The organism is Mycobacterium sp. NGS57 (genome assembly GCF_059812405.1).
The window spans coordinates 215222-226805 of record NZ_JCALCP010000003.1; the positions used below are offsets into that span (position 1 = coordinate 215222).

11 protein-coding genes are annotated in these 11584 nt (G+C 68.5%); 5 read left to right on the top strand and 6 right to left on the bottom strand.

The window, feature by feature from the left end; translation table 11 throughout:
* Positions 1-53: 53 nt before the first annotated feature.
* Complete coding sequence (locus AC5Y43_RS07390) at positions 54-1004, top strand: GlxA family transcriptional regulator (RefSeq protein ID WP_499970882.1); 951 nt, start codon at positions 54-56, stop codon at positions 1002-1004.
* 17 nt (positions 1005-1021) lie between these two features.
* Positions 1022-1762: a DJ-1/PfpI family protein gene (locus AC5Y43_RS07395; protein WP_499970887.1), complete on the top strand. Its 741-nt coding sequence runs from the start codon at positions 1022-1024 to the stop codon at positions 1760-1762.
* 75 nt (positions 1763-1837) lie between these two features.
* On the opposite strand, the gene AC5Y43_RS07400 is transcribed toward AC5Y43_RS07395, so the two are convergent.
* Complete coding sequence (locus tag AC5Y43_RS07400) at positions 1838-2314, bottom strand: nuclear transport factor 2 family protein (RefSeq protein ID WP_499970890.1); 477 nt, start codon at positions 2312-2314, stop codon at positions 1838-1840.
* 43 nt (positions 2315-2357) lie between these two features.
* Here AC5Y43_RS07400 and AC5Y43_RS07405 point away from each other — a divergent pair, with 43 nt between their 5' ends.
* Positions 2358-3125, top strand: coding sequence for an SDR family oxidoreductase (locus AC5Y43_RS07405; RefSeq protein WP_499970893.1), 768 nt, complete (start codon positions 2358-2360; stop codon positions 3123-3125).
* A gap of 5 nt (positions 3126-3130) precedes the next feature.
* Here AC5Y43_RS07405 and AC5Y43_RS07410 read toward each other — a convergent pair whose 3' ends face one another.
* Together AC5Y43_RS07410 and AC5Y43_RS07415 are read right to left on the bottom strand one after the other, a co-directional pair.
* Positions 3131-3784, bottom strand: coding sequence for a hypothetical protein (locus AC5Y43_RS07410; protein WP_499970895.1), 654 nt, complete (start codon positions 3782-3784; stop codon positions 3131-3133).
* 19 nt (positions 3785-3803) lie between these two features.
* Positions 3804-5639: a fatty acyl-AMP ligase gene (locus AC5Y43_RS07415; protein ID WP_499970897.1), complete on the bottom strand. Its 1836-nt coding sequence runs from the start codon at positions 5637-5639 to the stop codon at positions 3804-3806.
* 116 nt (positions 5640-5755) lie between these two features.
* On the opposite strand from AC5Y43_RS07415, the gene AC5Y43_RS07420 reads away from it, so the two are divergent.
* Positions 5756-6214, top strand: coding sequence for an SRPBCC family protein (locus AC5Y43_RS07420; protein WP_499970899.1), 459 nt, complete (start codon positions 5756-5758; stop codon positions 6212-6214).
* Positions 6215-6244: 30 nt separating this feature from the next.
* Here AC5Y43_RS07420 and AC5Y43_RS07425 read toward each other — a convergent pair whose 3' ends face one another.
* The 3 genes from AC5Y43_RS07425 to AC5Y43_RS07435 form a co-directional block, all read right to left on the bottom strand.
* A complete protein-coding gene (locus AC5Y43_RS07425) occupies positions 6245-6496 on the bottom strand; it encodes a hypothetical protein (RefSeq protein ID WP_499970901.1) in 252 nt (83 codons plus the stop codon).
* A gap of 63 nt (positions 6497-6559) precedes the next feature.
* Positions 6560-7723: an LLM class flavin-dependent oxidoreductase gene (locus AC5Y43_RS07430; RefSeq protein WP_499970903.1), complete on the bottom strand. Its 1164-nt coding sequence runs from the start codon at positions 7721-7723 to the stop codon at positions 6560-6562.
* Positions 7724-7836: 113 nt separating this feature from the next.
* Positions 7837-8250: a hypothetical protein gene (locus AC5Y43_RS07435; RefSeq protein ID WP_499970905.1), complete on the bottom strand. Its 414-nt coding sequence runs from the start codon at positions 8248-8250 to the stop codon at positions 7837-7839.
* A 399-nt stretch (positions 8251-8649) separates the two neighbouring features.
* Here AC5Y43_RS07435 and AC5Y43_RS07440 point away from each other — a divergent pair, with 399 nt between their 5' ends.
* Positions 8650-11580: a PPE domain-containing protein gene (locus AC5Y43_RS07440; RefSeq protein ID WP_499970907.1), complete on the top strand. Its 2931-nt coding sequence runs from the start codon at positions 8650-8652 to the stop codon at positions 11578-11580.
* Positions 11581-11584: the final 4 nt, after the last annotated feature.

Sequence of the window (11584 nt, forward strand, 5' to 3'; positions counted from 1 at the left end):
TTGGTGGGGTGCATGGCGTAGACGCCATCGCCGGTCTGGCGAACACTGAGTGGATGCCTCGCAAGGTGGTGATCGTCGGCTTTCCCGGCGTCCAGGCACTCGACATCGTGGGACCCCACGACGTGTTCACCGGCGCCGCGCTGCTGACCGGCGGCGGCTACGACGTCGCCGTGTCCTCCGTCGGTGGCCGGCCCGTGACCACCGCGACCGGGCTGGGCTTCCTGGCGGGGCCGCTGCCCGACCCGAGCGAACCCATCGACACCGTCGTGCTGCCCGGCGGCGGCGGCGTCGACGGGGCGCGCCGCGATCCCGAGTTGGTGGGCTGGATCAAGAGGGTCGCCGGCAGCGCCCGCCGCGTCGTCACCGTGTGCACGGGCGCGTTTTTGGCCGCCGAGGCCGGACTGCTCGACGGGCGGCGGGTGACCACGCACTGGGCCTTCGCCGGGAGGTTGGCCCGCGACTTCCCCGCCGTCGACGTCGATCCCGACCCGATCTTCGTGCGCAGCTCGGACACACTCTGGACGGCCGCGGGCGTCACCGCGGGCATCGACCTGGCGCTGTCCCTGGTCGAGGACGACCACGGCACCGAGGTCGCGCAGACGGTCGCGCGCTGGCTCGTCCTGTACCTGCGCCGTCCCGGCGGGCAGACCCAGTTCGCGGCGCCGGTGTGGATGCCGCGCGCCAAGCGCGCTCCCATCCGCGACGCGCAGGAGGCCATCGAGGCCGAGCCGGGCGGCCAGCACAGCGTCGACGACCTGGCCCGCCGCGCGGCGATGAGCCCACGCCATTTCACCCGGGTGTTCACCGACGAGATCGGTGAGGCGCCCGGGCATTACGTCGAACGCATCCGCACCGAAGCCGCGCGCCGGCAGTTGGAGGAGACCGACGACACCGTGGTCGCGATCGCCGCCCGGTGCGGGTTCGGCACAGCGGAAACCATGCGGCGCAACTTCGTTCGACGCATGGGCATCTCACCGGATCAGTACCGCAAGGCCTTCGCATAGTGGAAAGGATGTCGCAAATGACTCAAATCGCCATCGTGGCTTACCCGGGATTCACCGCGCTCGACATGATCGGGCCCTACGAGGTGCTGCGCAACCTTCCCGGCGCCGAGGTGCGGTTCGTGTGGCACGAACCGGGGCCGATCACCGCCGACTCCGGGGTGCTGGTCATCGGCGCCACCCACTCGCTGGCCGAAACCCCTTCCCCCGACGTGGTTTTGGTGCCGGGCGGCCCGTCGACCCCGGTGCACGCGCGGGACGAGGCGCTGCTGGAGTGGCTGCGCGATGTGCACCGCACCGCGAGCTGGACGACGTCGGTGTGTTCGGGATCGGTGATCTTGGCGGCCGCCGGTTTGCTTCGGGACCAACGGGCGACGTCACACTGGGTGAGCCTCGCCGCGCTGAAGGCGTTCGGCGTCACCCCGGTCGCCGACGAGCGGATCGTGCGGTCGGGCGACGTCGTCACCAGTGCGGGCGTGTCCGCGGGCCTCGACCTTGCCCTGTGGCTGGCCGGGCAGCTCGCCGGCGAAAACCGCGCCAAGGCAATCCAGCTCGCGCTCGAATACGACCCGCAGCCACCGTTCGACTCGGGCCACATGTCCAAGGCGTCGCCCGGCACGAAGGCCGCCGCCACCGCCCTGCTGTCCAGGGACAGCGTGACGCCGGCCAACATGAAGGCCACCGCCCGGCTGGCCTGGGATCAGGCGCTGGCGGCGGTCCGGTCGCGCCGGCGGGGGCGGCGCGCGGTGGCCGCGCGGTAACCCCAACGCCGAGTGTGAAATTCGCGACGCGACACGCCGGTGGAGCGTCGTAGATTGCACACTCGGCGGAACGGGCTATGCCTGGGGCTGCAGAATCTGGTCCGACGCCAGCTGTCCGCCGGCCTGCATCCACGCGGCGACAACCCGCGGCGCGTCCCGGCCGGGGTTGTAGATGTCCTCCTCGCTGGAGAACAGGCCGTCGCCCGCGTAGACGAGCCGGGTCCAGTTGGGGAACCAGAACGGCTCGCCGTTCGGGTCGCTCGGGTGGTCGAGCAGGTTCCTGATCATGACGACGACGGCGTCGTTGTCGTCGTCGTAGGCGATCCAGTCGTTGGGAAAGCGCATGTGCGGGAACGGCGCCATCACGGCGACGATCCAGTCCCGCACCGCCTCGCGGCCGTGGAAGACGCCGTAGTGATGTTCGGTGTAGACGACGTCCTCGGTGAACAGGTCCGCGAACGGTCGCCAGTCGCCCGAGGAGCTGCACCCCTCGACGACGGCCGTGTAGTTTGCGACGGCTCGCTCGATTTCGGTCCTGCTGAATTTGCCCATGTCGGACACACTAGAACGTGTTCCGCCGGAATGGAGACCTCAAATGAACGTGCTCGACCTGTTCGACTTGCGCGGCAAGCGGGCCCTGGTGACCGGAGCGTCCAGCGGCATCGGCAAGGAGGTGGCGCGGGCATACGTGCATGCGGGCGCCGAAGTCGCCGTCGCGGCGCGGAAATTCGAGGCCCTGGACGCCGTCGCGAGAGACCTCGCCGGCGCGGGGGGCCGGGTCCTGCCGGTGCGCTGCGACGTGACCCGGGCCGAACAGGTCGACGAGATGCTGGACCGGGTGACCGCGGAGCTGGGCGGCGTCGACATCGCGGTCTGCAATGCCGGGATCATCTCCGACACCCCGATGCTGGACATGCCGCCCGAGGAATTTCAGCGCATCCAGGACACCAACGTGACGGGCGTATTCCTCACCGCGCGGGCCGCCGCGCGGGCGATGGTCCGGCAGGGGCACGGGGGCACCATCATCACCACCGCCTCGATGTCGGGCCACATCATCAACGTCCCGCAGCAGGTCGGCCACTACTGCGCCTCCAAGGCCGCGGTCATCCACCTGACCAAGGCCATGGCCGTCGAGTTCGCGCCGCACGGCATCCGGGTCAACAGCGTCAGTCCCGGCTACATCCTGACCGAACTCGTCGAGCCGCTGGCGGAGTATCACGCGCTGTGGGAGCCGAAGATCCCGATGCGCCGCCTGGGCCGGCCCGACGAGCTCACCGGCATGTACGTGTATCTGGCCAGCGCGGCGTCCAGCTACATGACCGGCTCCGACATCGTCATCGACGGCGGCTATTCCTGCCCGTGACGGACCTACCCCTCGAGCTGACCGGAAATCCCCCGCTCGACGGCGGCCTGCGTCGTCGCCGGCAACACGATGAGCCCGTCGAGTTCCTTGCGGGCCACGTCGAAGGCCTGCTGACGTTCCTGCGGTGTCGCAGCCGGGTCCGACGCCACCCGCAACAGGCTCTGGGCGCGCGCGATCCGCTGCTGGTCGGTGCGGGAGAAGTCGCCGCGGCGCCGGCGCGTCGCCTCGGCCTCGGCGACGTCGAATGCGGTCACGTATTCCTCGACCGCGGACTGATACCGCGCCGCCGCTTGGCTGTCGTCCAGCAGCTCCTCGGCCTGGACCGGGCGCAGGAAGTCGGCCCGCAGCTTGGCCTTGTGGAAGCCGACCGTGAGCGGGTCGCGCATGTCGGTCATCAGCGGGAAGTCGAGCAGCTTGGCGACGTCGAGCTCGTAGTCGAGCCATCGCGCGTCGGTGCGGCGGTGCTCCTCGATCACGCGGCGCAGCGAACGCCATTGCGCCGCTTGGCTAGTGGGGCCGGGCTCGGGGGGTTCGGCGGTCGCTGGCGGTTGCTCGGCGCGGCGCTTGTTGGCCGTGAACGTCTTGACCGCCGCCACGGCCACGCCCGCCAGCGGCAGGATCACGATCAGCAGCTCCGCCAACCGGAAAAGCAAGCCCACCCGGCCAGGATGCCACCAACTAGTGCACCCCCAGGGTGGCGGCGAGGTATTCGGCACGACACGCCCGCCGGGCCAGCTTGCCGCTGGTGGTGCGCGGGATGGCGCCGGCCGGCAGGAACACCACGTCGGCGACGGTCACGCCGTGGCGGCGCGACACCGCGTTCTCGATCGCCTCGATCGCCGGGGCCGGGTCGTCGCGGCTGGTGCCGGCCGCACGTTCGGCGACGATCACTAGTTGCTCGCCGCCGGCTGCCGGCGCGGAGAACGCCGTCACGTACCCGCGGCGCACCATCGGCGACGCTTCCGCGGCGGTGGCCTCGATGTCGTGCGGGTAGTGGTCGCGGCCCGCGACGGTGACCAGGTCGGCGATGCGGCCGGTGACGTAGAGCTCGCCGTCGAGGTACACGCCGAGGTCCCCCGTGCGTAGCCAGCTCCGATCGATCGTCGAGCCCTCGGCGTGGCTGCCTTGGGCGAGGCGCGATTGCAGCTCGGCGCCGAACGCCCGGCGCGTCTCCTCCGGCAGCCCCCAATATCCGCGACCGACGTTGTCGCCCTGCAGCCAGATCTCGCCGACCTCCCCGTCGGGCAGCTCGGCTCCGGTGTCGGGATCGACGATGACCGCGCGCAGGCTGCGGGCGACCCGGCCGCAGGACACCTGCGCCACGGCGTTGGGCTGGTCCGCCTCGGTGCGCACCGCGTGGCCGGCGCTGAGCTGTTCGCGGTCGAGGTAGACGACGGACGCCTCGGCCGATGGGTCGATGGTCGCGATCATCAGGGTGGCCTCGGCGATGCCGTATGAGGGCTTGAACGCGGTGCGCGGCAACCCATATGGCGCAAACGCCTTGTTGAAGGTCCGGATCGCGTCGATGCTGACCGGTTCGGAACCGATGATCATCACCACGTTGCGCAGGTCGACGTCGTCGCCGGGGCCGGGCAGGCCGCGCTGGGCGGTCCACTCGTAGGCGAAGTTCGGTGCGGCGGTCACCACCCGGCCCTGCTTCGACCCGGCGGACAGGGCCTGGATCCAGCGCAGCGGCCTGCGGATGAACGCGGTGGGCGACATCAGGGTGGAGTGCCCGCCGTAGACCGCGGGAAAGCCGATCATCGACAGGCCCATGTCGTGGTAAAGCGGTAACCAGCTGACGCCGTGGGTGTTTCGGTCCAGTAGGTCGATCGACAGGATCATCTGCACGAGGTTGGTGCCGACCGCCCGGTGGGTGATCTCCACGCCGACGGGCGGTCGCGTGGCGCCCGAGGTGTACTGCAGGTGCGACACGCTGTCGACGTCCACCTCGACCGGGACGAACAGCTCCCCCGCCGAGTCGGGGATCTCGTCGATGACGATCAGGTGGGGCCTGCGCAGGCCCGGCAGGCCGGCCAGAAAGCTCTCGACGGCGTCCTTCGCCGACGCCGTGGTGAGCACCGCGGCGGGCTGCGAGTCGCGCAACGCGGTCTCCAGCCGTTCGGCGTGGCCGGGCAGCTCGGGCGCGAACAGCGGCACCGCGATGGCCCCGGCCTTGATCGCCGCGTAGAAGCCGGCGACATAGTCGATGCCCTGCGGCGCCAGGATCGCCACCCGGTCGCCCTCGCCCACGAGCTTCTGCACCTGCGCGGCGATGGCCTTGAGGCGGACGCCGAGACGGGCCCAGGTCACCTCCACGGCCTGCCCCTCGCTGCGGGCGTAGTCGAGGTAGCGATACGCCACGGCGTCACCGACGTTGGCGACGTTGCGCTCGATGAGCGAGATCAGGGTGGTGCCCGGCGGAAGCGCGATGTTGCCGTCGGCGTCCAGGCAGTCCTCTATCAGTAGCAAGCCTTTTGGGGCCGCGGCGCTGGGTCGGGAACCGCAATCCATAAAGGGCAGTCTAGGTGGCCCGCGGCGTCGATTCGGGTTGCCCGGGGCCTCTGCGGGGGTGGTGAAGCGCACAACGCGGACCGACGGGCCATCCGGTCCGCGGTAGGGTACGCGACATGTCGGGTCGCAAGTTCACGTTCGAGGTCAACCGCACCAGCAGCGCCCCCGCGGCGACGTTGTTCCGGCTGGTGGCCGACGGCGCCAACTGGTCGAAGTGGGCCAAGCCGATCGTGCTGCAGTCGAGTTGGGCGCGTCAGGGCGATCCCGCGCCGGGCGGCGTCGGCGCCGTCCGCCGGATCGGCATGTGGCCTGTGCTGGTGCAGGAGGAAACCACCGCGTACGAGCAGGACCGCCGCCACGCCTACAAGCTGGTCGGGCCGAGCCCGGCCAAGGACTACGTCGGCGAGGTGATCCTCACCCCGAACGCGGCCGGCGGCACCGACATCCGTTGGACCGGTGCCTTCGTCGAAGGTGTGCGCGGGACGGGCCCGGTGATGCGGGCCGCGATGGGCGGGGCGGTCCGGTTCTTCGCGGGTCGGCTGCTGAAGACGGCCGAACGCGAGGCGAATGGCTGAGATTGCGTTGGCGCCCAGGGCTTTTCGGGACTAAGGGTTGTTGGCCTGCTGGTCGTCCAGCTGAGCCTGCTGCATGCCCTGTTCGAATTGTTGCTCGGCCTGTTCGTTTTGCTGTTCGGCCTGCTGCATGGACTGCTGTATTTCCTGCTGCGCCAGCTGTTGCTGAAGTTGGGCCTGGTCGTCGGAGTCATCGGCGGCCGCCGATCCCGATCCGAACGCGATCATGGCGACGGTAGTGGCGCCGGCGAAGGCCAGCCGGATCAGTTGCGTGGTGGAGGTCATCCCTCAGGTGTGCGCCCCGTCGTTAGCCGCACGCTGAGAAGGGGCTGTCGGACGGATATGACGCTATGTCGAGGCGATTTCGTCCTGATACTTCTTGGTCATGTGCTCGACGGCCTGCAGCTGGCTTTGGGCGAAGCCCTCGCGCACCTGACCGGCGCGCGCTGCGGCGTCCAGCGTCGGCTGTGCTTGGCCCTGGAAATGCGGGATCACCTCGGCGGCGAACAGTTCGGCCGACCGCTTGGTGGCCGCGGGGTTGGCCCACTCGTGGCCCATCTGCAGGAAGCAGCCGAACCCGCCGGACTGATCCCACAGCCGCTGCACCTGCGCCCGCGCCCGCTCCGGCGTCCCGATGACCCCCGCCCCGCTCTCGTTGATGATGTTGATCATCTCGTCGAGCTGCTCGCCGGGCATGGTCATCTGCGGGAAGGCGGCCACCTTCTGGAAGTAGTTGAACCACGACTCGATGCCGAATTTCACGTCGGCGCGGGCCTGTTCGTCGGTCTCGGCGATGTGCATCGGCCCGACCAGGCTCCAGTTCCTGCGGTCGACCTGCGTGCCGAAGGCCGCCGCGCGCTCCTCGACGATGCCCCAGTGATACTGCAGCGCGTCGAAGCCTTCGACCGTCAGAGTCGCCCCGATGGAGAGCAGGCCGATACCGTGCTTGCCCGCCAGCCGGGCACCGGTCGGTGAGGCGACCGCCGCGACCGCCAGCGGGATCCCGCCCTCGGAGTACGGGGCGAGCTGCAATTTGGCGTCGAACAACTGGTGCGTCGCCGTCTTAGCGCTGACCGTCTCCCCCGCCAGCAGCCGGACGAGGATGTCGAGGTTGGTCTCCAGCAACTCGCGGGTGTCGGTCGGGTTGAGCCCGATCATCGACGAATCCGTGGGCAGCGAGCCCGGACCCATGCCGCCGATCACGCGACCGTGGGTGAGGTGGTCCAGCAGCATCAACCGGTCGGCGACCCACAGTGGGTTGTGATAGGCCAGCGAGACGACCCCGGTGCCGAACCGAATCCGCTTGGCGCGTTCGGCCGCGGCGCCGATGAAGATCTCCGGGGAGCTGATGATCTCGCTGCCCGCGGAGTGATGCTCACCCAGCCAGACTTCGTCGAAGCCGACGGCGTCGAGGTGTTCGATGAACTCGAGATCGCGTTGCAGGGCGAGCGTGGGATTCGTGCCGGCCCGGTGGAACGGGGCGATGAAATATCCAAACCTGAGCCTGGCCATGGGGCTCCCCTTGCAGTCGAGTTGCGGAGAACCATAACAAGACTGCTCAGCCGGTGGGGCCAGATGCATCTGGCCCCACCGGCTCGGGAGCAAGCTCTACGCGCAGCGGCGGTTTACGGGTAGCCGCCGCATATGTTGCCGACGCAGCCGCCGCCGCCACCCGGCCCGCCGCCGCCACCACCGACGCCGGGGATGCTGCCACTGCCGCCGCCGGGACCGCCACCGCCGGTCGGGCCGCCGGGGACGCTGCCACCGCCGCCGCCGGGACCACCGCCGCCGGTCGGGCCGCCGGGGACGCCGCCGCCCCCGCCGCCGGGGCCGCCACCGCCGGTCGGGCCGCCGGGGGCGCCGCCGCCTCCGCCGGGTTCGGTCGACGGCGCGGGCGCCACGCTGGACGAAGGAGTGGTGGTCGACGGCGTCGTGCTGCTGCTCGGCCCCTTGTTGCCGCCGCCGCCGCATCCGACAGCTAACACGAGCATGGCCGCCCCGCCGAACACCGCGACGGTATTCCTGGCTCCAGATCTCATCGCCGATCCCCACTTTCACTCGCACCGGTCTTGACGCGGACCAGTTCTCCGTACCCCCGGATGCGGCGCCGCAAACAAGGGTTCGAGGGGCCCGGGGCGGACCGGGGCGGGGGTGTCCGTGCGCGGTAAATCTGCGCCGACGTCATTTATCTGATGCTTGACATTGATTGCCGGAGAACAATATATGGGGACCGGTGTAAACAACTTGTACAAATCCATGGAGTGGTGATCACAAGTATATAACGGTTCGGTATTGATTTAATAACTTACGGGCTTTACCACGGAGAACGTCGCGTAGCTTATGCGCTACGAAAAAACTCGATGACACCGGCGAGGCTCGCGCGTTGCCATATTGTCGTGAGCCTTATTGGCCGTAGATCGCCGAGAAGGGTTATGCAAATGAGCTTTTTAGTGCTGCCGCCAGAGATCAACTCGACCAACATATTCACCGGTACGGGGTCGGCGCCGATGTTGGCGGCGGCGACGGCGTGGGACGGAGTGGCCGCCGAACTGGCCTCCGCCGGGGTTGCTTTCGGTGGGATAACGTCCGACCTTGCGGGCGCGGCATGGCAGGGGGCGGCAGCGGCGGCGATGAGCGCCGCCGCGACCCCCTACGCGGAATGGCTCACCGCGGCGGCAAGCGAGGCCCAGCAGGCGGCCGCGCAGGCCCGGGCGGCCGCGAGCACCTTCGAGTCGGCACAGGCGGCGATGGTGCAGCCAGTTTTGGTGGCGGCCAACCGTTCTCAGGTGGTGTCGCTGGTGCTGTCCAACCTGTTCGGACAGAACGCCCACGCCATCGCGGCCGCGGAAGGCGAATACGAGCTGATGTGGGCGCAGGCCGTGTCCACGATGTCTACCTACTATTCGGGGGCCTCGGCGGCCGTCACGGCCCTGACGCCGTTTACCCAGCCGGCCGGCGCCAGTGCTGCTGCCACCAAAACGACCACCCTCAACGTGGGCCTCGCCAACGTCGGCGGCGGCAACGTGGGCAACGGGAATGTGGGCCTCGGCAACCTCGGCGGCGGGAACCTGGGCAACTCCAACGTGGGCCTCGGCAACTCCGGTAGCTCTAATGCCGGCTTGGGAAACCTGGGTGCCAACAACGTCGGCCTGGGCAACGCGGGCAGCGGCAACGTCGGTCTCGGTAACGCGGGCGCCACCAACATCGGCATCGCGAACAGCGGCAACAACAACGTCGGCATCGCGCTGACCGGCAACAACCAAATCGGTGTCGGCGGCACCTACTTCACCCTCGGGCCGAACGGCATCAGCCAGGTCAGCATCGGCGGGCTGAATTCGGGCAGCGGCAATCTCGGTTTGTTCAACTCCGGCACCGGCAACGTCGGCTTCTTCAACTCCGGCACCGGAAACTTCGGCATCGGAAACTCCGGCAGCTACAACACCGGCATCGGGAACTCGGGCGTCGCGAACACCGGCCTCTTCAACACCGGTTCGTTCAACACGGGCATGTTCGACGCGGGCCTCGCCAACACCGGCAGCCTGGACGCCGGCAACTACAACACCGGCAACTACAACCCGGGGGCGTCCAACACCGGCGGCTTCAACACGGGCAGCGCGAACACCGGCTTCTTCAACACCGGCGACCTCAACACGGGCGCCTTCAACGTCGGCAACATGAACAACGGCCTGTTCAACGGGGGCGAACTGAACACCGGCGTCCTCTACCGCGGCGTGGCGCAGGGCAGCCTCCACTTCGAGATCGGGACGCCCGACCTGACGTTGCCGCCGATCGATGTCCCCGGAATACCAATTCCCGCATTCAGCCTGCCGCCGATCAACATTCCGGCAATTTCCATTCCGGCGTTGACGTCACCGGCCAATGTCGCGGTGGGTGGGTTCAGCCTGCCGGAGATTACGATTCCGTCGTTCCTTTTCCCGGCGCTGACGTCGCCGACGAATGTGACGGTGGGCGGCTTTAGTCTGCCGGAGATTACGATTCCGTCGTTCCTTTTCCCGGCGCTGACGTCGCCGACGAATGTGACGGTGGGCGGCTTTAGTCTGCCGGAGATCACGGTGCCGTCGTTCCTTTTCCCGGCGCTGACGTCGCCGACGAATGTGACGGTGGGCGGCTTCGGTCTGCCGGAGATCACGGTGCCGTCGTTCACGTTCCCGGCGCTGACCTCGCCGTCCGACGTGACGGTGGGCGGATTCAGCCTGCCGACGATACAAACGCCGTCCATCACGATAAACAGCATCAGCACGGTCGCATTTACCACCCCGAGAATACTCACGACCATTACCATCGGTTACCTCGGGCTGCCGGAGATCGAAATCGACAATATTCATGTCTTCATCCCCAATAACATTACTTTTCTGCAGACAGGGGTCAGCGGGCTGTACCCGATGATCGGCGGGAACTACATCTCTGGCTTCGACATCCACGGAAATCCCATTTATTCGGGTGCACCCGACGCCTATATCACGATCGGTGGCGGTCACATCAGCGGCTTTTATTTCCCGCTGGCCATTGAGTCGTTCACGTTCCCCGCATTGAACCTGCCCGCCATCACCATCCCCGGCGTCACGATCGACCCCATCGCCCTGAGCGGCTTCACGCTTCCGCAGGTGTCCACGCCCGCGGTGACGACGTCGCCGTACACGCTGCCCTCGATCGAGCTCGGTGGGTTCACGCTGCCGCAGGTGTCCACGCCCGCGGTGACGACGTCGCCGTACACGCTGCCCTCGATCGAGCTCGGTGGGTTCACGCTGCCGCAGGTGAGCACGCCCGCGGTGACGACCTCGCCGTTCACGCTGCCGTCGATCGGGCTGGGCGGGTTCACGCTGCCGCAGGTGAGCACACCCGCGGTGACGACGTCGCCGTTCACGTTGCCGCCCATCGAGGTGGGAGCGTTCACGCTCCCCCAGGTCAGCGCCCCTCCCATCACCACCTTGCCCGTCACCATCCCGCCCATCGGGCTCGGCAGCTTCACCACGCCGGCGCTCGCCATCCCGAGCATCCACTTGCCCAGCTCCACGGTCGCCGGGTTCGACATCCCTTCGGCGCCGGGCATTTTCAACTCGAGCACCGGCCCGTCGTCGGGGTTCTTCAACACCGGCGCCGGGGGCAGCTCGGGCTTCGGCAACAACGGGGCCGGGCTTTCCGGCTGGTTCAACACCAACCCCTTGGGCGGGCTCATCGCCGGCTCCGGCTACCAGAACTACGGCGGCCTGATATCGGGCTTCGGCAATCTGGGCGGCGGCGTGTCCGGCTTCCTCAACGTGGGCGCGTTGCCGTTCTCGGTGGCCAGCCTGGTCTCCGGCGCGGAAAACGCCGGCTCCGAGCTGTCCGGCTTCTTCTTCGCCGACTGAGCGA

Bases quoted from the DNA above. Each gene is read 5' to 3' on its own strand.
- AC5Y43_RS07390 (WP_499970882.1), top strand. From the start codon at position 54: ATGCCTCGCAAGGTGGTGATCGTCGGCTTTCCCGGCGTCCAGGCACTC.
- AC5Y43_RS07395 (WP_499970887.1), top strand. From the start codon at position 1,022: ATGACTCAAATCGCCATCGTGGCTTACCCGGGATTCACCGCGCTCGAC.
- AC5Y43_RS07400 (WP_499970890.1), bottom strand. From the start codon at position 2,314: ATGGGCAAATTCAGCAGGACCGAAATCGAGCGAGCCGTCGCAAACTAC.
- AC5Y43_RS07405 (WP_499970893.1), top strand. From the start codon at position 2,358: ATGAACGTGCTCGACCTGTTCGACTTGCGCGGCAAGCGGGCCCTGGTG.
- AC5Y43_RS07415 (WP_499970897.1), bottom strand. From the start codon at position 5,639: ATGGATTGCGGTTCCCGACCCAGCGCCGCGGCCCCAAAAGGCTTGCTA.
- AC5Y43_RS07420 (WP_499970899.1), top strand. From the start codon at position 5,756: ATGTCGGGTCGCAAGTTCACGTTCGAGGTCAACCGCACCAGCAGCGCC.
- AC5Y43_RS07425 (WP_499970901.1), bottom strand. From the start codon at position 6,496: ATGACCTCCACCACGCAACTGATCCGGCTGGCCTTCGCCGGCGCCACT.
- AC5Y43_RS07430 (WP_499970903.1), bottom strand. From the start codon at position 7,723: ATGGCCAGGCTCAGGTTTGGATATTTCATCGCCCCGTTCCACCGGGCC.
- AC5Y43_RS07435 (WP_499970905.1), bottom strand. From the start codon at position 8,250: ATGAGATCTGGAGCCAGGAATACCGTCGCGGTGTTCGGCGGGGCGGCC.
- AC5Y43_RS07440 (WP_499970907.1), top strand. From the start codon at position 8,650: ATGAGCTTTTTAGTGCTGCCGCCAGAGATCAACTCGACCAACATATTC.